Annotated in this window: 15 protein-coding genes, 2 tRNA genes and 1 pseudogene; 5 read left to right on the forward strand and 13 right to left on the reverse strand. The window is 70.6% G+C overall.

Annotated elements, in window-relative coordinates; all coding sequences use genetic code 11:
* Window positions 1-96 precede the first annotated feature (96 nt).
* From OG798_RS27025 to OG798_RS27040, 4 genes are all read right to left on the reverse strand, one after another.
* Entirely contained in the window at window positions 97-1,011 is a 915-nt protein-coding gene (locus OG798_RS27025) for an amidohydrolase family protein (protein ID WP_121415657.1), read from the reverse strand.
* 56 nt (window positions 1,012-1,067) lie between these two features.
* Window positions 1,068-1,421 carry an antibiotic biosynthesis monooxygenase family protein gene (locus tag OG798_RS27030; protein WP_095853792.1) on the reverse strand — a complete coding sequence of 118 codons (354 nt, stop codon included), beginning with the start codon at window positions 1,419-1,421 and terminating at the stop codon, window positions 1,068-1,070.
* A gap of 189 nt (window positions 1,422-1,610) precedes the next feature.
* Window positions 1,611-2,480, reverse strand: coding sequence for a DUF2797 domain-containing protein (locus OG798_RS27035; protein ID WP_267062277.1), 870 nt, complete (start codon window positions 2,478-2,480; stop codon window positions 1,611-1,613).
* A gap of 70 nt (window positions 2,481-2,550) precedes the next feature.
* The gene (locus tag OG798_RS27040) at window positions 2,551-2,919 is read right to left on the reverse strand and encodes an HGxxPAAW family protein (RefSeq protein WP_121415655.1); all 369 of its coding nucleotides are present in this window, start codon (window positions 2,917-2,919) and stop codon (window positions 2,551-2,553) included.
* Window positions 2,920-3,030: 111 nt separating this feature from the next.
* Between OG798_RS27040 and OG798_RS27045 the strand changes: the two genes are divergently transcribed.
* The gene (locus tag OG798_RS27045) at window positions 3,031-3,510 is read left to right on the forward strand and encodes a MarR family winged helix-turn-helix transcriptional regulator (protein WP_443053847.1); all 480 of its coding nucleotides are present in this window, start codon (window positions 3,031-3,033) and stop codon (window positions 3,508-3,510) included.
* Between the two features lie 138 nt (window positions 3,511-3,648).
* Here OG798_RS27045 and OG798_RS27050 read toward each other — a convergent pair whose 3' ends face one another.
* Window positions 3,649-4,749 carry a BRO-N domain-containing protein gene (locus OG798_RS27050; RefSeq protein ID WP_328757805.1) on the reverse strand — a complete coding sequence of 367 codons (1,101 nt, stop codon included), beginning with the start codon at window positions 4,747-4,749 and terminating at the stop codon, window positions 3,649-3,651.
* 336 nt (window positions 4,750-5,085) lie between these two features.
* Between OG798_RS27050 and OG798_RS27055 the strand changes: the two genes are divergently transcribed.
* Entirely contained in the window at window positions 5,086-5,748 is a 663-nt protein-coding gene (locus OG798_RS27055) for a hypothetical protein (protein ID WP_328757807.1), read from the forward strand.
* Between the two features lie 848 nt (window positions 5,749-6,596).
* Here OG798_RS27055 and OG798_RS27060 read toward each other — a convergent pair.
* Window positions 6,597-8,201 (reverse strand): DUF11 domain-containing protein, encoded by a 1,605-nt coding sequence (locus OG798_RS27060; protein ID WP_147474185.1) that lies wholly within the window; start codon window positions 8,199-8,201, stop codon window positions 6,597-6,599.
* 1,362 nt (window positions 8,202-9,563) lie between these two features.
* Between OG798_RS27060 and OG798_RS27065 the strand changes: the two are divergent.
* Window positions 9,564-9,719: pseudogene (locus tag OG798_RS27065) on the forward strand (MATE family efflux transporter); the annotation flags it as partial.
* A gap of 140 nt (window positions 9,720-9,859) precedes the next feature.
* On the opposite strand, the gene OG798_RS27070 reads toward OG798_RS27065, so the two are convergent.
* Together OG798_RS27070 and OG798_RS27075 are read right to left on the reverse strand one after the other, a co-directional pair.
* A tRNA-Arg gene (locus OG798_RS27070) sits at window positions 9,860-9,932 on the reverse strand.
* Between the two features lie 194 nt (window positions 9,933-10,126).
* Window positions 10,127-10,217, reverse strand: a tRNA-Ser gene (locus OG798_RS27075).
* A 225-nt stretch (window positions 10,218-10,442) separates the two neighbouring features.
* Between OG798_RS27075 and OG798_RS27080 the strand changes: the two genes are divergently transcribed.
* Complete coding sequence (locus tag OG798_RS27080; RefSeq protein WP_097225406.1) at window positions 10,443-10,940, forward strand: SSI family serine proteinase inhibitor; 498 nt, start codon at window positions 10,443-10,445, stop codon at window positions 10,938-10,940.
* 202 nt (window positions 10,941-11,142) lie between these two features.
* A complete protein-coding gene (locus OG798_RS27085) occupies window positions 11,143-15,270 on the forward strand; it encodes a hybrid sensor histidine kinase/response regulator (RefSeq protein ID WP_121415651.1) in 4,128 nt (1,375 codons plus the stop codon).
* 101 nt (window positions 15,271-15,371) lie between these two features.
* Here the strand turns inward: OG798_RS27085 and OG798_RS27090 are convergent, their stop codons facing one another.
* From OG798_RS27090 to OG798_RS27110, 5 genes are all read right to left on the reverse strand, one after another.
* Window positions 15,372-17,048 carry a long-chain fatty acid--CoA ligase gene (locus tag OG798_RS27090; RefSeq protein ID WP_121415650.1) on the reverse strand — a complete coding sequence of 559 codons (1,677 nt, stop codon included), beginning with the start codon at window positions 17,046-17,048 and terminating at the stop codon, window positions 15,372-15,374.
* 118 nt (window positions 17,049-17,166) lie between these two features.
* Window positions 17,167-17,712 carry a SigE family RNA polymerase sigma factor gene (locus OG798_RS27095; RefSeq protein WP_095853762.1) on the reverse strand — a complete coding sequence of 182 codons (546 nt, stop codon included), beginning with the start codon at window positions 17,710-17,712 and terminating at the stop codon, window positions 17,167-17,169.
* 254 nt (window positions 17,713-17,966) lie between these two features.
* Entirely contained in the window at window positions 17,967-19,136 is a 1,170-nt protein-coding gene (locus tag OG798_RS27100) for a lipid-transfer protein (protein WP_328757812.1), read from the reverse strand.
* Entirely contained in the window at window positions 19,133-19,624 is a 492-nt protein-coding gene (locus tag OG798_RS27105; RefSeq protein ID WP_267062293.1) for a MaoC family dehydratase, read from the reverse strand. Before OG798_RS27105 ends, OG798_RS27100 begins: the two co-directional genes overlap by 4 nt.
* Window positions 19,621-20,652, reverse strand: coding sequence for an acyl-CoA dehydrogenase family protein (locus OG798_RS27110; RefSeq protein WP_328757814.1), 1,032 nt, complete (start codon window positions 20,650-20,652; stop codon window positions 19,621-19,623). The genes OG798_RS27105 and OG798_RS27110 overlap by 4 nt, the downstream gene beginning before the upstream one ends.
* Window position 20,653: the final 1 nt, after the last annotated feature.

Here is a 20,653-nt window from a genome sequence, read left to right on the forward strand (position 1 = left end):
ACACACAGGTGCCTCTCAGGGAACTCCTGGGAAGATCACGAAGTTCTCGAGGGGCGTTCCGGGGCGCCCCGTTCAGGGACTGACAAGGCGTCCCGCTCAGGGACTGATCGCGAAGAGACGAGCGCCGTTCTCGTAGCAGACCGCCCTCAGCCAGTCGTCCCCCAGCCCGAGCCGTTCGAGGGCGTGCAGCTGGTGGACGTACGGATAGGGGATGTTCGGGAAGTCGGTCCCCAGCAGGACCCGGTCACCCAGGGCGGCGAGCCTGGTCCTGGCCTCCCGCGGAAACGGCGCGAACCGCTCGCTGAAGTCCGTGAACGCCATCGTCGTGTCCAGCCGCACCTCCCCGTAGCGCTCCGCGAGGGCGAGGAAGTCCTCGTACTCGGGCATCCCCATGTGCGCCACGATCAGCCGCAGTCGGGGATGCCGGGCGAGGACACGGGCGACCGGCTCGGGCCCGGTGTGTTTGCCGGGCGCGGGACCGGACCCGCAGTGGATCACGACAGGGACCCCGGCCTCGGCGAGCAGCCCCCAGGTGGAGTCGAGGAGTCGATCACTCGGGTCGTACGCCCCCACCTGGACGTGCGCCTTGAAGACGCGAGCCCCTTGCTCCAGGGCCTCCCGCACGTACCCCTCGACGCCCGGCTCGGGGAACAGGGTCGCGGTGTGCAGACAGTCGGGCGTCCGGCGGGCGAAGTCGACGGCCCAGGAGTTCAGCCACTGCGCCATGCCGGCCTTGTGCGGGTAGAGCATCGCGGTGAAGGCCCGTACCCCGAACTCCCGAATCACCGCGAGCCGTTCGCTCTCCTCCGCACGGTAGGTGATGGGCCACTCGACGCCGCCGGTCAGCGGCCCGAGAGCGTCGAAGTAGTCCCACACCTTGTGCAGGACGCGCTCGGGCATGAAGTGCGTGTGGACATCGACGAGCCCCGGGAGCCCCAGCCGCTCCCAGAACCGCCGTACGTCTTCCCCACCAGACCTGTCAGACCCGTCAGACCCGTCAGTCGCCCGCACGCTCGCTCCTGCCACTCCGCCCTACCTCCGTGCTCTGCTCAGTCCCGATGCTCTGCTCACTCCCCTGGAGTCCGCTCGAACCCATGGCTCCGCTCGACCTTGGCGATGTGCAGCGTGTAGCGCTCGTACCACTCGGCGCGGCCACGCCGCTGCGCCGCGCGGTGCTCGGCATGTCCGCTCCACTCCCTGATCGCGTCCGCGTCCCGGAAGTACCCGACGGTGATCGACAGCCCGCCCGGCGTGTGCGCTTGGTCCATGCCGAGGTAGCCCGGGATGTCCTTCACCAGCTCCTCCATGCGCTCGGCGGTCTCTCCGTACCCTCCGTCGTCCTCGGTCCTGACGGAGGTGAACACGGCGGCGTAGTAGGGGGGTTCATGGGCTGCGACAGGTGTCATGGAGTGATCGCTCATGTCAGCCACTGTCGGGCCACGTGTCCCCACTCGTCCAGGCCCTTTCCGAACGGGATCCAAGAGGGATCCATCTCTTGACCCTCGGAGAACGGCATCCGCTCGGACGCTCGGACCCGGGCACTCACGCGGGCACTCGGACCCGGCCACTCGGTTCCGGCCACTCGGACCCGGCCACTCGGACCCGGGCACTCAGAAGAGCCCGTCCTGCTTCACGCTCCTGTCCTCCCACTCCCTTACAGGAACCGTCAGTTGCTCACCCCTGACCGCGGTCAGCTCCCACCCGGTCATGAGCCGCGTATCGACCACGACGACCCCACGCCCGGTCGCCAGATGCAGATCGGGCCCGGCCGCGGCGACCAGCTCCCCGCTCACCACACCGCCCGCGACCAGCTCGCTCACGACACCGACAGCGGGCGGGAGCCCTTCGAGCCCGAACACCTCGGTGTGATCGACGGCCTGGAAGGGCGCCCGCTCCAGGGACTCGGGCCAGCCTTCGAGCTCCATGACCCGCGCGTGCAGCTCCCGGATCTCCTCGAGCCGCTCGCCCGCCCCCGGCAACGCGGCCCGCACCGCCCTCTTCTCGGCGTACGGGATCCGATCCGGCACCCGGAGCGCCGCCCGCAGCAGCTCCTCGGTCCGCCGCGCCGCCATCAACGGCCCCTGCCCCAGCCAGCTGAAGACGACGGCCCCCTGCTCCAGCAGCCGAGCCGACCCGCGCGCGGCCCCGGTGATCCCGACCTTGACCAGGCCGGGCCCGAACCACGCGAGGTACACGCGGTACGGCCGCGGGTCGTCGGCCATCGTGTCGGCGGCCACGGAGTGCGTGCGGTCCAGCCGCGCGCACTCCTCACAACGGGCCCCCGCACTCCGCCCCGACACCACCGCCCGCAGCGGACACGCGTTCCCCCGCGCCCCCACACACGTCCGTACGCCCTCGTCCACCACCCCAAAGGCCACCCGTTTCCCCCAGGACAGCGCACTGCCCCGCCCGCCGCCCCACATCAGCACGGGGCCGTCCGCCGACCACCGCAGACCCGAACATCTCCACGTCTGTGCCATCACTCACGAGCGTAGGCGTTGCCGCCGACAACGGGGCCGGCGATCAAGCCCCCTCGGCCCGGGCAGCCGTTCAGGAGGCGGACTCGGTCACGGGTTCACCACTCACAGGCTTACCGCCGACAGCCACGTCCGACCTGATCGCGGGCCGCCCACGACCCGCCAGCCGGCACCCCACACACCCGGGGTGCCCCTGCCGCGCACCGAGGTCCCTGACCCGCAGCCCCCACTGAGAGGTCGGCCGCCGCCCGGGCGGCTTGCCCCACCCGGCGAGATGGAGCACCCAGGTGACCAGCACGCTCACGGCCACGACCGCCAGCCCGCCCCACTCGCCGAGGGCGTTGTCGGCGCAGACCCCCAGCCCGATGCCCACCACCCCCACGGTGGCGATCCCGAATCCGGTCCAGCCCGCGAGGGTGTGCCCCTCGTCATGCTTGCTCACGTATTGCCTCCCTCTGTCCGAACAGCGGAGTTTCGTGACGTGAGGGACTAGAATCCCTCATACGCTAAGAAATCTACCCCAGAAACATCTCACGCACTAAGGGAAATGCCCATGCAGCAGGGCACGCCGCGCCCACCCGCGACTCCGGCCCAGGCGCTGATCGCGATGGACCACCTCATCGCGACGGGCATGATCGGCCAGCAGGAGATGGCCCAGCGGCTGAACCTGAACGTCACCGACCTCACGTGCTTCGGCTTCGTCCTGGAGGCGGGCGACACACTGCTCACGGCCGGCGACCTCGCGGAGCGGGCCCATGTCACGACGGGCGCCGTCACGGGGATCCTCAACCGCCTCGAACGCGCCGACTACGTCACCCGCCGTCCCGACCCCGACGACCGCCGCCGCGTCCGCGTGGCCGCGAACCCGGACGCGGTCGCCCGCGTCAAGGCCCTCTACGAGCCGCACCACGCCCGCGTCACCGAACTCTTCTCCGACTACTCGCCCGCCGAAATCGCAGTCCTGTACGACTGGTTCACCCGTACGGGAAGGCTGATGGGCGAATACCTGGAGGAGCTGCGGAAGCGCGACTGAGCCGGCACGCCTTCACCTAACGTGGAGAGGGCCCGAAGCCGCACGTATGGGATGCGACTTCGGGCCCTTCTCCTTCATCCGGCGTCCTTCGACGTCCTTCGGCGTTCCCTGGCCCCCGGCGTCCTCCTGGCGACCCCCCTAAGGCAGCACGTACACCGGCGCCCCGTCCGCCGCGCACCCGCTCTGCTTCATGCATCCGCGCTTGAGCAGCATCCGCACACTGTCGTGCACGCGCTCCACCGTCAGCCCGGTCCGCCCGGCGATGTCCTCCAGCCGGTACTGCGCCTTCCCCCGCACGAGGGCGGGCGCGAGATACGCCGCCACGGCGTGCACATCCGCGGTGACGACAAGATTCCTCGCCTGCCACATCGCCAGCAGCTCCTGCGGAGTCATCACCAGCGGCTTCCGGCCCCCGCCGCCCGCTCCCATCCGCCCCGCGATCCGGTCCAACGACTCGGCCATGCGCCCCAGGGCCGTCGCCATCGCGTCCTGGCTCCGGGCGATCACCTCCTGGCTGCGAGCGATCACCTCCTGACTCCGAAAGATCATTTCCTGGCTGCGCGCCATCGCGTCCTGGTTCCGGGCCATGGCGCTCCGGTCACCGCTCGACTCCCGCAACAGCTGATTCCGCTCAGCCATCAACTGCTCCCGTTGAGCCGCCAGCCGATTACCCTCGGCGATCAGGGAATTCCGCTCGGCCAGCAATTCATTCCGCGCCGCCGCCCGCGCCGCGAACTCCTCGTCCGCCCGAATGTTCCGCTCCTCGAGTCGCACGATGGCATCGGCGACCTGCTGGGGCACGACGTAGGCGACGCCACCGCCGGGGGCGGGCTGTACAGGGGCCGGCTCGAGTTCGTAGCAGCCGTCGCGCTGGATGGTCACGACGACCTCGGCCACCCAGGCCTTGAAGGGCTCGCACTCGGGCTTGGTGCACCCGTTGACCAGTCTGATGAGCCCCTGCAGATTCACCATCTTCATCGACTTCTTGAGCCCGTGACCTGCAATCTTGCTCAATGCGTCTGCTCCATAGACGCTTCGTGCAAGATCCTCGAGGCTCTGTTGGCAATCTTCAGCAACATGCCAGAGAAGGGCTTGGCGGGTGTTGGCGTAGCCGAGATCCTTGGCCACGTCCGCCGCCGGGAACCAGTGCTCCCCCTCAGCCGGCGTCAGCCTCCGCACCCGCGCCCCCGTCGCCGCGAACACGAAGTCGTCGACGTCGATCGCGTCCTGCTCGTCCATCGAGCATCACCTCCACGCCGGAAAATAGGCAAGGAAGCATGCAACTCCCGTAGAAATCACTGACGTTCACTCGATAGGCGACAGCAGGATCGATTCCCCGCAAGCACCCCCACGGGAAGCCCGCCGCGGCGACGGCGTGCGGGGCGGGGATTGTGCTCGGACCAACGGCATCGGTCAAGTCCCGAATTCTCGCGTCACGTGATTCAGGGGCATGACCCGATTCAAAGGACCGGGCCTAATGGACACATGCGATGCACGGCCGGAAACCCATAAGTCGCAGACCATTCATCAACCTCCTGTCCACCCTCCCCCCACTTCCACGGGATGTGAATTTCCATGACTCGCCGTTCCCATTTCCAGCGCCTTCTGCTGCTCGCCGCCTCGACCACCGTGATCGCCGGAGGAGCGGTGTTGCCCAGCAGCGCGATGGCCGCCACGGCGGCGCCGCACCCGGCCACCGTCACCACGGTCGCCTCCGATCACGACGCTCACCGTCCGCACGGCAGCCCCGCCTCCGCCAAGGAATGGGTGGAGACCACCGACACCGTGAGCGGCATCAAGTTCCAGCTCCCCGGAAAGCCCGAGGTCATAAAGTTCACCCAGGCCGTGGACGGAATGGACGGTCGCCTTTACAAGGTGAGGACCGACAACGGGGTCATCGTCTTCGCGGTCTTCGACCTGCCCCGCGCCCAGGGAGAGCTCGACGACGCTCTTCAGGGCTTGGTGGACGGCTACAACGCGGGCGCCCAGTCCCCCAAACACAAGCTCTCCAGCACCGGCGTCCACAAGATCACGGTTCACGGGCAGCCGGGCCTCGACGCGCGTCTCTCCGCCCCTGACGGCGCTGCGGGCTCCGCCCGCCTCATCGCCGGCGACACCCACTTCATCGAGATCGTCTCTCTCAGCCCGAAGGGAAAGGAGAAGCCCATGCATGACACGTACCAGCAACTCCTCGCGAGCGTCCACAACCCGCACACCCACGCCACCCGTGCCGACTGACACCCACAAGAACGAGCGCTCCGACAACGACCGAACCCACAGCCCCGTACTCCCCGAATGCCAGAGGCCCCGGATCCCTCCGGGGCCTCTGGACCGCCTGCGCGCCGTCCGCACACCTGGTCTCCGTTACCGCAGGCCCATTCCGCGATCCTCACGGTGTGGATATCGAATTCGACGAGTGCGAGCTAATGACCGACTCCCACGGACCAGCCCAAGGCAAGCAAGTCAGCACGACCTTCAAGACCGCCGCGGTCGACGCCCTCGCGCTCGGCAGTCCGGCCGTGGCAGCGGGGTCACAGGTTCACGCGGCCCCGTCGACTTCGCACTCCGCACCGGACGACGAGTCCGTGCGCGCCCAGAAGGCCGACGCCGTCCCGCAAAAGCCAGAGGCCCCGTGGATCACTCCACGGGGCCTCTGGTCCGGTGTGCACTCGGCAGGATTCGAGCCTGCAACCTTCTGATCCGTAGGCGCGTGCAGCACCATCACGGACCGTTCGCCTGCTGGGATCTGTTGGTCCGTCCGCCGCTTACGGGCCCGCCGCCGTGCGTGGTTGTACGCCTCTGTTGATGTCAGCTACTGATGTCACGCAATAGGCCCCGGACCTGCGGCTTCGCTCGTGAAGTCGTAACCTGCCGGATCAGCCGGACGCCAGATCCGGCCCGCCAACGACAGACAGGTCTTGAAAACGGTCGTGCGCGAGCCACCCTGGGTTCAAATCCCACACCCACCGCGCCGGTGAATGGCCCCTGACCGGACGAGACGGTCAGGGGGCCGTGTTGTTGCGCGGATGGGGCACGGGCAGCTTCTGATCCGTAGCTCTAGCCGGATCTCATCAAGGGGAGTCGCCCTACCAGTGGTCGTGGTGATCGCAGTGCTCGTCGTGCTGGTGACGCTTGATCTTGGTGGGGTCGGTGGCGGTGTGGGTGGTGGTGTCGCCGCCTCCGGTGACGGTGGCGGTGTTGGTGACGGTGCTGGGGGCCTTGCAGGAGACGTCCACCTTGAGGGTGATGGGTGGGTAGCTGCTCCCTGAGGGGAGGACGTCGCTGCGGGTACAGGTCACGGTGGATCGGCTGCAGGCCCATCCAGTGCCGCTGAGCGAGACGGGGGTGAGTCCCTTGGGCAAGGTTTCGGTCAGAGTGACGGTGGTGCCGTCGGTCGGGCCGGTGCCACTGTTGGTGACCGTGATGCTGTAGGTGCCCCTCTTGCCCTGCCCGAACGCGCCGCTGTGGGTCTTGCTGATCGCCAGCGTGGGCGGGCAGGCGCCAGTGATGGTCGTGGGATCGGTCGCGGTGTGAGTGGCGGTGTCCCCGCCGCCGGTGGCCGAGGCGGCGTTGGTGACCTGACCGGAGGCCGTACAGGCGACGTTGACCGTGAGGGTGAGCGCCGGATAGCTGCCACCGGACGCGAGGACGTCACTGCGGGTACAGGTCAGCGTGGCCAGCGTGCACGTCCACCCGGTACCGCTCAACGACGTCGCGGTAAGCCCAGCCGGGAGAGTGTCGGTCACGGTGACGACGGTGCCGTCGGTCGCATCGATCCCGTCGTTACCGACCGTGAGCGTGTAGGAGCCGGACTGACCCCGCACCAAACTGCCACTGTGGCTCTTGCCGATGGTCAAGCTCGGGCCGGGGGGGCCGTAGGAGATGGTCACCTGGCCGTTGTTGTTCGCCGTCCCGATCGTGGACGGCGCATAGTGTGTACCGGTGCTCGGAGTGGTGGCGAAGCTGCTGCCCCCACCACCACCGCCCCCGCCCGCCGCGGTGCCCAGGTTGTTGACGGCGCCGCTGCCGCCGCCCCCGCCGGCGAAGTACCCGCCCCCACCGCCCCCACCACCAGCGATGGCAGTGGCGGCGCAGCCGCCGTCGAAGTTGCCCCCGGTGCCACCGGTACCGACCGTGGCACCGGAGAACCCGCTCCCCGGCCCGCCGTTCGTGACCGCACAGAATGGAACGGTGCCGGCGGCCCCGCCGGCCCCGCCGGTGCTGGTGCTGGTGCTGCCACCGCCCCCACCCTGCCCCGGCGAAGCCCCAGAGCCGGTGGCGCTTCCCGCGGTACCGCCGGTGGCATCCGGCGTTGTCCCGCCGTTGCCTCCGTTCCCCCCTTTAGAGCCCGCTCCGGTGCCGCCTGCAGCTCCGCCGCCCCCGGCGACCACCAGCAAGGAGCCGCCCGTGCTGATGCTGGAGGCCCCGCCCCCACCCGGCCCTTCAAAACGAAAACCACTGGCCGGAAAACTCCCACCTGGGGCGCCGCCGTTGAACCCACCGGCACCCGGCGTCCCGGTGCCGTTGCAGCCTTTGCCGCCGGTGCCGCCGACGTTGATGGTGAACGTTGTCGGTGCGGCGGTTTGCGGGAGCGTGGTGACGACCCGCGCCCCCGCCCCACCGGTCCCCGTGACGGAACAGGGGGTGCCGGTGTTGTCGGCACCGCCGGCCCCGTCCGCGGTGATCGTCACGAACATTCCCGCAGGAACCGTCAGGGTCTGCGGAGCGCCGGTGAAGGTGAAGGTCTGACTGACTGGCGCGGCTGCCCGACTGCCGCTGCGATGACCTGCCGTCGGAGAGTCGGCGACGGCCGCCGGCACCCCCGCACCAGTGAGCACGGCACACACCGCTACGGTGACGCCCATACGCCACCAACCCCGCCCGGGCCCGGCCGGCGATGCCGCTGAAGCCGACACTTGCGCCGCCCGACGACCAGTGACACGCCAGAGGCCCCGCTCGCCCCAACTTTGAGATCTGTGAACGTCATTGGTCACAACACGCCGATCCTCTCCTGAAGCAATTCCCCGCTACGTCAGAAAACGGCCCGGGGGCGATAGAGCGACAACACACAAACACCGCTGTCGCGCAGGTAATGAAACCTGATGAAAGAACATAAAACGCGTCGAAACGCTGCAATCTGCATCTGTCTGACAATCTGGCAGGGCTTTGGCGACAACAACCCTCAAAGGCCTGCGACGACGGTCTCGCCGGTCAGTCACCGGTGAGGACGAAAGCGTTTCGGACCGGCCTCAAGTCGGGACGGCGAGTGATCGTTCACGCGTTCAATTCCAGGAACATCCATCGACCGCCTGCAGCAAGCGCCACGCCCCTTGTTCCGTAGGCGCGTGCAGCACCATCACGGACCGTTCGCCTGCTGGGATCTGTTGGTCCGTCCGCCGCTTACGGGCCCGCCGCCGTGCGTGGTTGTACGCCTCTGTTGATGTCAGCTACTGATGTCACGCAACATGCCTTGGAACTGCGGCTTCGCTCGTGGAAGCCGCGACCTGCCGGATGGGCCGCACGCTAGGCAGGCCTGCCGTTCGGGCGACCTTCCGCTTGTCTGGCGACTCGATCCGTGTCGCGCGCTTGGGCGCTTGCGCGAGGTGTCCGTTGTCGTCCTGGCGGTCGGCGTACAGGATTTCTTGCTTTGCCTGCCGAACTCGTCAACACCCACGTCTGTCCCGGCTCCTGCTTCACGAAGTCGTTCTCGTCGTAGTCACGGTTGATGTCGAGGATCTCGACGATGGACTCGACGTCCTTCGCGATGACGTCGATCGCCAGAAGGGCGCCGTCGGCTGACCAGGACGCAATGTCGGTACACGGTGGGCCGCCTGGGAGTACTCGTGTACTCCCAGGCGGCATAGGTTCAGCGGCGCTCGATCCAGTGGACCGCCCACACGTACACGCCGGTCGCAGACGCCTGCACGACCAGGCGCACGATTTCGTCGCTCGCGGTGTCCAGAAATAGTGCACGACAGAATGCGCAACGAGCCGAGCGGTAAGGGGCAGAAAGGCTTTACATCCATTACCTGTGGATGAATGGATTTGTACTCATGGCGCAGGCTCCCGTGACCCCCAGGGTCATCAGGCGACAGCACGATCGAGAGATCGTCGTGCTGGCCGTCCCGGCCTTCGGCGCACTCGTCGCCGAGCCCCTCTTCGTCATGGCGGACAGTGCGGTCGTCGGCCATCTCGGCACGGCGCAACTGCCGGACTCGGCGAGGTGCGGGCCTGTCCGATCGAGGTCCCCAAGTCGTTGCCCTCGTGGCCGCCCTTGGGGTCGTGCGCCTCAACGGCCCGCAAAAGCCAGAGGCCCTGTGGATCACTCCACAGGGCCTCTGATCTGATGTGCACTCGGCAGGATTCGAACCTGCAACCTTCTGATCCGTAGTCAGATGCTCTATCCGTTAAGCTACGAGTGCTTGTTTTCTTGTTTCCTGCTTCGTCCCGCTTCCCGGGCTTTCGGCCCGCTCGCGGCGACAGGAAGAACATTACATGACTGCCGCCGCCATGTGAAATCCGTTTGCTGCACCCCTTGTGAGCTGGGCAAACGCGCTCCAGAGGGACTCAACGCCGAAGCCCCGGTCCAGGTGGACCGGGGCTTCGGATCTTGGCGCGGAGGCGGAGGGATTTGAACCCTCGATGGGCTTTAAGGCCCAAACCGCATTAGCAGTGCGGCGCCATAGACCGGACTAGGCGACGCCTCCCGCACAACCGCCCACGCGAGCGCGAGTGGTGCGTGCAGATGATGACACAGCCGGGTGGGGTGTCACCAATCGGCTCCCACGGTACTAGGCAGTCGGGTCACAGGGCAAAGTCCCGAGGAGCCGGTGAGCCGAGGAGCCGGAGAGCCGGAGAGCCGAACCGCTGAGAGGCGCGGGGCACGCGGCGGCCGCGCGCAACCGCTCGGGGCCCCTCGCGTTAGTCAGGTCATGTTGCGTCGTCTCGTCCTCACCGCCGCCGCGTCCGTCGCGGCACTGTCCGCCGTGCCCGCCCTGCCCGCCGTCGCCCAGGCCGGAGCCGCCCGCGCGGAACCGGCCTCCCTGAGCCTGATGCCTCCGCCGGCCCGCGGCGAGGATTCCGGGGACAGGCTGACCGTCACCGTCCAGCACGCGGAAGGCGGCGACGGGAGGTACGAGCTGCGGTGTCATCCCAATAGCGGCAGTCACCCCGACGTGGGCAAGGCGTGCGCGACGCTGGACCAGCGCACCACCTGGGGCAAGGACCCCTTCGCCCCCGTGGCGCCCGGCACGATGTGCACGATGATGTACGGCGGTCCGGCCACCGCCCATGTGACCGGGACCTGGGCCGGGCGGCCCGTCGACGCGCGGTTCGACCGGGCGGACGGCTGCCAGATCGCGCGCTGGGACGCCCTCGTCCCCCTGCTCCCCGGCTCCGCCCACAGCCGCGGCACGGCTCGATCATGGTGAGGCCACGGTTCGGCGGGGTAGGGAGGGAAGAGATGAAATGCGCGGTCACAGGTTCTTCGGTTCTTCTGCGTGCGACCTCCCTCTCATCCGGCGCCGCGAGCGCGACCTCTGCCCGTAGACTCCCTCGCGTGACACGCTGCGGGCAGGTTGGCAAGATGGCCCTCGCGGTCGGCAAGGTGCGGTAACAGGGAGGAAGCGTCTCGTGAGCAGCAGGCCATCCCGAGGCGCTGCTCGCCTCGCAGCCATACTGGACGCGCTGCCCGATGCGTTGGTGCTGGTCAACGCCAATGGCACGGTCGTCAACGCCAACACCATCGCCCTGGAGGCCTTCGAGGCCCCGGGTACGGCTCTGGTGGGCCGGGGGCTGCTCGATCTGCTGCCGCAGTTCGACTCGCGGCTGATCCCCGGGTCCATGCGGCGGCCCGAGACGATCGACCAGCGCGGGCGGACCAAGCCGACCAGGATGATCGCGCGGCGGACCGACGGCAGCGAGTTCCCGGTCGAGGTCACCAGCGCGAACCTGGAGAACGGCCAGCAGGCCTACGACAGTTACGGTCCCACCCCCGACGAGCTGCTCATGCTCGTCGTACGCGATCTGTCGGGCACCGTCGACACCGAGGCCGAACTCGCGCGTTCGCAACGACAGACCGAGATGATCCTGCGCGCGGCGGCCGAGGGTGTCGTGGGCACGGACACGGAGGGGCGGGTCGTCCTCGTCAATCCGGCGGCCGCTCAGATCCTGGGATACCGGGCCAGTGATCTCGGCGGGCAGGACCTGCACGCCCTCATCCTTCACTCGCGCGCGGACGGCGAGCCCTTCGCGTACGAGGAGTCCCCGCTCGCCGACACCCTGCGCTCCGGGCGCAAGCACCGGGTGCGCGGGCAGGTGCTGTGGTCCAAGTCCGGGAACAAGGTGCCGGTCGACCTGACGACCGCTCCGGTGCGCGACGGGGACCAGCTCGTCGGCGCCGTGATGACCTTCACCGACCGACGGCCGTACGACAGCCTCGTCGAGGAGAAGGACGCCGAGGCCACCCAGCACGCCGAGGAGATCGAGCGGATCGGCGAGGAGCACGCGGCGGAGCTGGCGGCGCTGCGCGAGCGGCACGCCGCCGAGCTCGCCGAGGTGAGCGAGCGCCACGAGGAGGAACTCGCCGCGGGCGACGAGCGGTACGCGGCGCTCGGCGAGCGCGAGAAGGACCGCTACGAGGCGCTGACCGCCCGGCACGATCAGCTCCTCTCCGTGCTCGGCCAGTCCCTGCGCGGGCCCCTCGACCAGCTGCGCGGTGAGCTCTCCAAGCTCGCCGCCGACGACGCCGGCCAGCTGTGGCCCGAGGCCAACCAGGTACTTCACCACCTCGCGGCGGGCTACTCGCGGATCACGACCCTCGTCGACAACGTGCTCGGCTATCAGCGGCTGGACGCGGGGGCCGAGCAGATCGTCCGTACGAACGTGATGCTGGACGCGGTCGTCGCGGCCGGTGTCGACGGGGCCGTCGAGCTGATCGGGCCCGGGCGTGTGCAGTTCGCCGTGCACGCGCCGCCCATCGAGGCCGAGGTCGACCCGCAGCGGCTCGCGCAGGCGCTGGCGCACCTCATCGCGGACGTGGCCGGCGTCGACGCGACCGGCAACGCGCCGGCGTCCGCGGGCGGCTACATGGACAACACCGTCGTCGTGGCGGCGGCGCAGCGCGGCGAGGTCGTACGCATCGAGGTGCGCGGCCCGTACAGCGGGGGAGACCCGGTGCACGAGCCGATCGTGCGCGGAATCGTGCGCGCGCACGGCGGCGTACTGCAGACGCACGAGGTGCCGGGGATGAGCGGCAGCGCGTTCGTCCTGGAGGTGCCGATCGGCGACGGGGCCGGAGCGATGGCCCCCGAGGCCCCGGCGTCGACCGGTGCCGAGATCGCCCTCCCCGAGCAGGCCTCGCACCAGAACGGCGGCAACCAGAGCGGTGGCAGGCGGCGGGCCCGGCGGTCCTCCGTGGACGCCTTCCTGGAGAGCGAGGTCGCCCCCGCGGAGCCGGTCACGACCGAGAGCGGTGCGGCCGCTCCCACCGGGCGGCGCAGGCGCCGTACGGCCGCGGAGCAGGAGGCCGCCGAGGTGTCCGTGCCCGCGCAGGCCCAGGGCCCCGGTGACGGCGATGGCGTCGCCACCGGGCGCCGTCGCGGGCGGCCGAGCCCGGTCGAGGGCGCGGACGGCGACGCGGCCGAGGGCGTGTCGGAGGGCGCGGTCGTCATGGCGGGCGAGCACGCGGCGGGAACCGCGGCCGTGGGTACTGGACTGGGCGGGACGGTGCCTCCGCAGGGGGTTCCCGTGGCTTCTCCGCAAGGGGTGCCCGTGCCGTCCGGGCGGCGGGCACGGCGTGACGGCGAACAGCACGCGCTGCCGCCCGCGTTGCCCGCGGCGCCCAGCGCCCCGAGCGCGCCCGGTGCTCCGGGTGCCCCGGAGGCCGTCCCCGCCGAAGGTGCCGGCGCGCAGCCGACCGGTCGACGTCGGCGGGCGCTGGCGGCGGCGGCCGAGCGGGCCGCCGCGCAGGAAGGCGGCGCCCGGACCGTGTTCGCGCTTCCGCCCGCGGAAGCGGACCGCTCACCCGAGTACATCCAGGCCGAACAGGCCCAGCAGGCGCAACGGGCCCAGCAGCAGCTCCTGGAGCAGGCGGGCGACGCCGTCGGTGCCGTCGCCGGTCGTGGCCAGCGGGACGAGGGCCGGCACGACGGGATGCCGCACGACCCGGCCGACGATCACACTCCGCCCCAGCCGCACCCGGTTTCCGCGCCGTCGGGAGTGCGGACCCGCCAGGCCCCGGCCCCAGCTCGGCCCGACGCGGCGGCGGTTCCGGCCCAGGGCGTCCCCGTACCGGCCACCCCGGCGCCCGGAGCCCCGGCACAGGCCGTCCCCGCGCAGGCCCCGGCCCCTTGGCCGGCCCCGAACGCCGACGACACCTCCGGCGCCGGCACCCCCGTACCGCCCGGCGCCCCCGTACCTCCGGGAGCGCCCGTACCGCCCGGTGCACCCGCCCCGGCGGCGGCCGCCGCCCGTCAGGCCCAGCCGCAACCGCAGGCGCAGACTCCGGCGCCCGGCACCCCCCTCCCGCCGGAGCAGCCCGCGCAGTCGGTGCCCCGGCCGGGGGCTCAGCCGCGGGTCGCTCAGCCGCTGCCCGCCGAGGCCGCCGCGCCGATCGACCCCAACTCGACGCAGGGGCGCGCGTTCAGCGTGCGGACGCTCGGGCAGGGCGTGCCGTTCAGCCGTCAGTCGGCGCCGAACCAGCCGGGGGCCGTACCGGCCCGGGCGCAGGCGCAGGCGCAGCAGACCGCCACGCCTCCCCCGCACCAGACCAACGGCTCCGGCCGCCGCCGCAAGCTCGGCACTCCCCCCGAGCCGGCCGCCGAGCGCCCCGAAGCGACGGCGCGCCCGCACCCGCAGGCTGGGCAGACCGCCACGGCTCCCGGGCCGAGGCTGCCCGGAGCGACCGAGGGCGCCGGTCGCTCGTACGCCATAGGAGCCCCGGACAAGAACGCCGACGAGGGTCCTGAGCCGCTGGACGGTCCCGGTGGCGCGGTCGAGGTCGCCGACCAGCCGCAGCCGCGGCCCGTGGACGACGAGCTGCCCCCGGAGCCGCTGGACAACCCGCGCCGCCTCCTTGTGTGGCCCGCGCCGGACGTGACGACCCAGCAGGCGCTGAGCGACCGCGGCTACCGGCCCGTCATCGTGAACTCGCGCGAGGAGGTGGACGCGCAGATCGCCGCGTTCCCGGCCGCGCTGTTCGTGGACCCGCTGACCGGTCCGATCACACGCACCGCGCTGCAGTCGCTGCGCCAGGCCGCCGTTGCCGCCGAGGTCCCGGTGCTGGTGACGGCGGGACTGGGGCAGGCGACGCGCGAGGCTGCGTACGGCGCCGATCCCGCCGTACTCCTGAAGGCGCTCGCGCCGCGGGACTCCGACCAGCACCCGCCGCGCGTGCTGCTCATCGAGGAGCACGCGGAGATCGCGCTGGCGTTGACCTCGACGCTGGAGCGGCGCGGAATGCAGGTGGCGCGGGCGTCCACGGACGCGGACGCCGTCACGCTGGCCTCTCAGATGCGGCCGAACCTGGTCGTGATGGATCTGATGCAGGTACGGCGTCGACGCGCCGGGATCGTGGACTGGCTGCGGGCGAACGGGCAGTTGAACCGCACACCGCTCGTCGTCTACACCGCGGCTGTCGACCAGGCCGAACTGCCGCGCCTCGCCGCGGGTGAGACGGTCCTGTTCCTCGCCGAGCGCTCGACGAGCGCCGAGGTGCAGGACCGGATCGTGGATCTGCTGGCGCGCATCGGCACGAACTGACCCGCTGCGCTGCGGGCCTCGAACTGGACTCACACATACGACGGTTGGGGTGCTGTTTCACGTGAAACAGCACCCCAACCGTCATTCTGCCGTCGAGGGCCTCAGAGCTGGGTGACGTCCAGCGCACCCTCCGCGTACTGCCTGCGCAGCACCTTCTTGTCGAACTTGCCGACGCTCGTCTTCGGGACCGACTCGATGATCGTCCAGCGCTCGGGGAGCTGCCACTTGGCGATCTTGCCCTCCTCGGCGAGGAAGGTGCGCAGCGACGCGAAGTCGGCGGTGACGCCCTCCCTCAGGACGACCGTGGCGAGGGGGCGCTCGCCCCACTTGTCGTCGGGGACGGCGACGACGGCGGCCTCGGCGACGGCCGGGTGGGACATCAGCGCGTTCTCCAGGTCGACGGAGGAGATCCACTCGCCGCCCGACTTGATGACGTCCTTGGCGCGGTCGGTGAGGGTCAGGAAGCCGTCGTGGCTGATCGTGCCGACGTCGCCGGTCTTGAGCCAGCCGTCCTCGCTGAACTTGTCGGCGGGGCGAAGCAGTTCGGTGCCCTGGCCGCCGTAGTACGCGCCCGCGATCCAGGGGCCACGCACCTCCAGCTCGCCCGCGGACTCGCCGTCCCAGGGGAGGCGTTCGCCGCCGGGGCCGGTGAGCCGGGCCTCCACGCCGGCCGGGAAGCGGCCCTGGGTGAGGCGGTACGCGAACTCCTCGTCCGTGCCGACGACGGCGGCCGGCGGCCGGGCGATCGTGCCCAGCGGGGAGGTCTCCGTCATGCCCCAGGCATGGCAGACGCGCATGCCCAGCTTGTCGAAGGCCTCCATGAGGGAGGGCGGGCAGGCCGAGCCGCCGATGGTGACCTGGGTGAGCGAGGAGACGTCCCGGGGCTTGGCGTGCAGTTCGCCGAGCAGGCCCTGCCAGATGGTGGGGACGGCCGCGGCGTGCGTCGGCCGCTCGGATTCGATCATCTCGGCGAGCGGCGCGGGCTGGAGGAAACGGTCCGGCATGAGGAGGTTGACGCCGGTCATGAACGTGGCGTGCGGCAGGCCCCAGGCGTTGACGTGGAACTGGGGGACCACCACGAGCGAGGTGTCCTGGTCCGTGAGCCCCATCGACTGGGCCATGTTGACCTGCATGGAGTGCAGGTAGATCGAACGGTGGGAGTAGATGACGCCCTTGGGGTCGCCGGTGGTGCCGGAGGTATAACACATGGCCGCGGCGGCACGCTCGTCCAGCTCCGGCCAGTCGTACGTGGTCGGCTTGCCCGCGATCAGCTCGTCGTACTCGTGCACCTGGACGCTCGCGCCCTCGAGCAGCGAACGGTCACCGGGGCCCGAGACGACCACGTGCTCGACCGTCGGCAGATGGGGGAGCAGCGGCGCGAGCAGCGGGAGCAGCGAGCCGTTGGCGATGATCACGCGGTCGGCGGCGTGATTGACGATGAAGACGAGTTGTTCCGCGGGGAGGCGGAGGTTGAGCGTGTGCAGGACCGCGCCCATGGAGGGGATCCCGAAGTACGCCTCGACATGCTCGGCGTTGTTCCACATCAGCGTCGCCACACGGTCGTCGTCCTCGACACCGAGGTCCTCGCGCAGCGCGTGCGCGAGTTGGGCGGCCCGGTCGCCGATCTCGGCGTAGGAACGGCGCTGCGGCTCTCCCTCACCCGTCCAGGTGATCACCTGCGAGGTGCCATGGATGGCCGACCCGTGGGTCAGGATCCTCGAGATCAGCAGCGGTACGTCCTGCATCGTGCTCAGCACGGCGTCCTCCCGGGGCGACATTGCCTACGAGGCGGTAAGGGATGCGCTGATTCTGCGCACATACCACGCGGTATGTCACTAGCTCCGGCCGATCGATCAGGTCACAGGGGCCGTTCGGCCCGGATCTGCCGAAGGTCAGTCAGCGCACGGGTTCCAGCTCCGGGTCCTCGCGCAGCTTGCCCAACGCCCGTGACACCGCCGACTTGACCGTGCCGACGGAGACGCCGAGCACCTCCGCGGTCTGTGCCTCGCTCAGGTCCTCGTAGTACCGAAGGACGACCATGGCCCGCTGCCGCGCCGGGAGCTTCATGATCGCGCGCCACATCGCGTCGTGCAGCGCCTGCTGCTCGGCCGGGTCCCCGGCGGGGACGTCCTCCGGCTCCGGGAGCTCGTCGCACACGAACTCGTCGACCTTGCGCTTGCGCCACTGCGAGGTCCGGGTGTTCAGCAGCGCACGCCGTACATAGCCGTCGAGCGCGCGGTGGTCCTCGATCCGCTCCCACGCGACGTAGGTCTTGGTCAGCGCGGTCTGCAGCAGGTCCTCGGCGTCGCTCGGGTTCGCGGTCAGCGAGCGGGCGGTACGCAGCAGCACCGGCTGGCGGGCCTTCATGTACGACGAGAACGACGGGTACGGAAGGGTCCGCGTCCCACCGTTCGAACCGCTGGTGCAGACGAGTGAGGTCATGGCTCCACGCTAGGAGTGACCCCTACCTTTTCGGATCGGCCGCAGGTCCCGAAGAGGTGTCCCCCTCAGGTTGTAGGAGGGGGGCCGGCCCCACCTCCTGAGGGTGGACGAGCGGCGCCCGCACCCTGAGGGTTCACCCCTGAGAGACCCGTACGGCCGTAGTACGACGGCGGCCGCCGTACTACCCGGGATGTCCCCGCGGGCCCCCGAAGGCTCTGTGAGGCGGGGAGAGCGGGGAGAGCCCGACAGCGTACTCACACCCCGTCCGCCCCCAGGATCAACCCCGACGTGGGGACCCCGGTGCCCGCGGTGACCAGGGTGCGACCGGCGCCCGGTATCTGGTTCACGGACGTGCCGCGCAGCTGGCGTACGGCCTCCGCCACCCCGTTCATCCCGTGCAGATACGCCTCCCCGAGTTGCCCCCCGTGGGTGTTCAGCGGAAGCTGCTCCTCGGCGACGAAGTCCGCGGCCTCCCCCGGCTTGCAGAACCCGAACTCCTCCAACTGCATCAGCACGAACGGCGTGAAGTGGTCGTACAGGATGCCCACGTCGATGTCCGTAGGGGTCAGCCCCGAGGTCCGCCACAGCTGGCGCGCCACGACCCCCATCTCCGGCAGCCCGGTCAGCTCGTCCCGGTAGAAACTCGTCATCTGTTCCTGCGCCCGGCCCGCACCCTGGGCCGCCGCCGTGATCACCGCAGGCGGATGCGGCAGCTCCCGGGCGCGCTCCACGGAGGTGACGACCAGGGCCTGGCCGCCGTCCGTCTCCTGGCAGCAGTCCAGCAGCCGCAGCGGCTCCACGATCCACCGCGAGGCCGCGTGTTCGGCGAGGGTGATCGGTCTGCCGTGGAAGTACGCCGCCGGGTTCGTCGCCGCGTACTTGCGGTCCACTACGGCGACATGGCCGAACACCTCGGGCGTCAGTGCGTAGGTGTGCAGATACCGCTGGGCCGCCATCGCCACCCAGGACGCCGGGGTGAGCAGCCCGAACGGCAGGGCCCAGCCCAGCGCGACGCCCTCGGCCGACGGCTCCCGCTGCTGCACCCCCGCTCCGAATCTCCGCCCCGACCGCTCGTTGAACGCCCGGTAGCAGACGACGACCTCGGCCACCCCGGTCGCCACCGCGAGCGCCGCCTGCTGGACGGTGGCGCAGGCCGCACCCCCTCCGTAGTGCACCCGGGAGAAGAAGGACAGCTCGCCGATCCCGGCCGCCTGGGCGACGGTGATCTCCGGGCTGGTGTCCATGGTGAAGGTGACCATCCCGTCCACCTCGGCCGGCGTCAGCCCCGCGTCGTCGAGGGCCGCCCGCACCGCCTCCGCGGCGAGCGTCAGCTCGCTGCGCCCGGAGTCCTTGGAGAACTCGGTGGCCCCGATCCCGACGATCGCCGCCCGGCCGCCGAGCCGGTCCCTCGTGCGTACGCTCACGAGGCGCCTCCGGTCGGCAGCGTGACCGTCACGGTCCCGGTCACATGTCTGCCGATGCCGTTCGCCCCGACGACGCGCACGGTCGCGGTGTCGCCCTCGACCTCTTCGACCTTGCCGGTCAACACCATCGTGTCGCCGGGGTAGTTGGGCGCTCCCAGCCGTATGGCCACCTTGCGGAGGACGGCCGCCGGTCCGAAGTGGTCCGTGATGTATCGCCCGACGAGGCCGTTGGTGGTCAGGATGTTCATGAAGACGTCGGGGGAGCCCCTGTGCCGTGCCAGCTCGGCGTCGTGGTGCACGTCCTGGTAGTCCCGGGAGGCGATGGCCCCGGCCACGATCAGCGTGCGCGTGATCTCGATCTCCAGCGGCGGCAGCTCGTCACCGACCCGCGCCCGCTCGCCCTCTCCGACTCGCACGCACCCGTCCTCTCCGACCCGCACGCGCTGTCCCTCCACGCCCCGGGCGCGCTCCCCTTCCCCGACCCTCATGTCTCCTCCTCCCCGCTCGCGATCAGCTCCCCCAGTTCCTGGAGGACTTCGCTCCCGCACCCCAGGTACGCGTCCAGCTGCCGCCCCCACAGGAAGTGCCGGTGCACCGGGTGCTCCAGGTCGGCGCCCGTCCCTCCGTGCAGATGCTGGCCCGCGTGAACGACCCGCTGACCCGCCTCGGACGCCCACCAGGCCGCGGTCAGCGCGTGCGTCGCGTACGCGAGCCCCTCGTCGCGCCGCCACGCCGCCTCGTACGCCGTCACCCGTATCGCCTCGGTGTCCATGTACGCGTCCGCGGCCCGGAGTTGGACACCCTGCTTGGCCGCGAGCGGACGTCCGAACTGCTCGCGTGTGTTGGTGTGCTCCACGGCTCGTGCCAGCGACCCGGCGCACACCCCGGCCTGCAGCCCCGCGAAGGCCGTCCGGGCGGTGGCGAGCACGTCGTCGTACGCGTCCGTCCCGCCCACCGGCTCACCCGGCGTCCCCTCCAGCGTCAGCCGTCCCGCCGCCCAGGGCGCCGTCAGCTCGACCGGCGCGCACCGCGCGTCAGCGGTCCGCACGAGCCACAACCGGCGCCGGTCGTCCGCGACGAGCACATGGCTGGCGTCCCTCAGCCACGGCACCACGGGGACGACGCCGCTCAGCCGCCCCGCCGCGTCCGCCCGTACGCCTCCCGGCTCGAAGACCGCCCCGCACACCACCGCCGTCCCGTCCCCGATCCCCGGCAGCAGCCGCTCCCGCTGCTCCGGTGATCCGTGGGCGGACACCGCCAGCAGCCCGTACACACAGCTGGCCGCGAACGGCACCTGGGCCGTGGTCCGCCCCTGCTCCTCCAGGAGCAGTACAAGGCCGAGGAGCCCCGTGTCCGCGACGGCCGCCACCAGCCCGGCCGCGCACAGCGCCTTCCATGTCTCGGCGTCGCTGCTGCTGCCGGCCGCGGCGAGCCGCTCCGGGGTGGAGAGGTCGCCGAAGATCCGCGCGGCCAGGTCGCGGGCGGCCGCCTGTTCCTCGGTGGGCGTGAAGTCCATG

The sequence above is a fragment of the Streptomyces sp. NBC_00271 genome, assembly GCF_036178845.1.
In the GTDB taxonomy this organism is placed as follows: domain Bacteria; phylum Actinomycetota; class Actinomycetes; order Streptomycetales; family Streptomycetaceae; genus Streptomyces.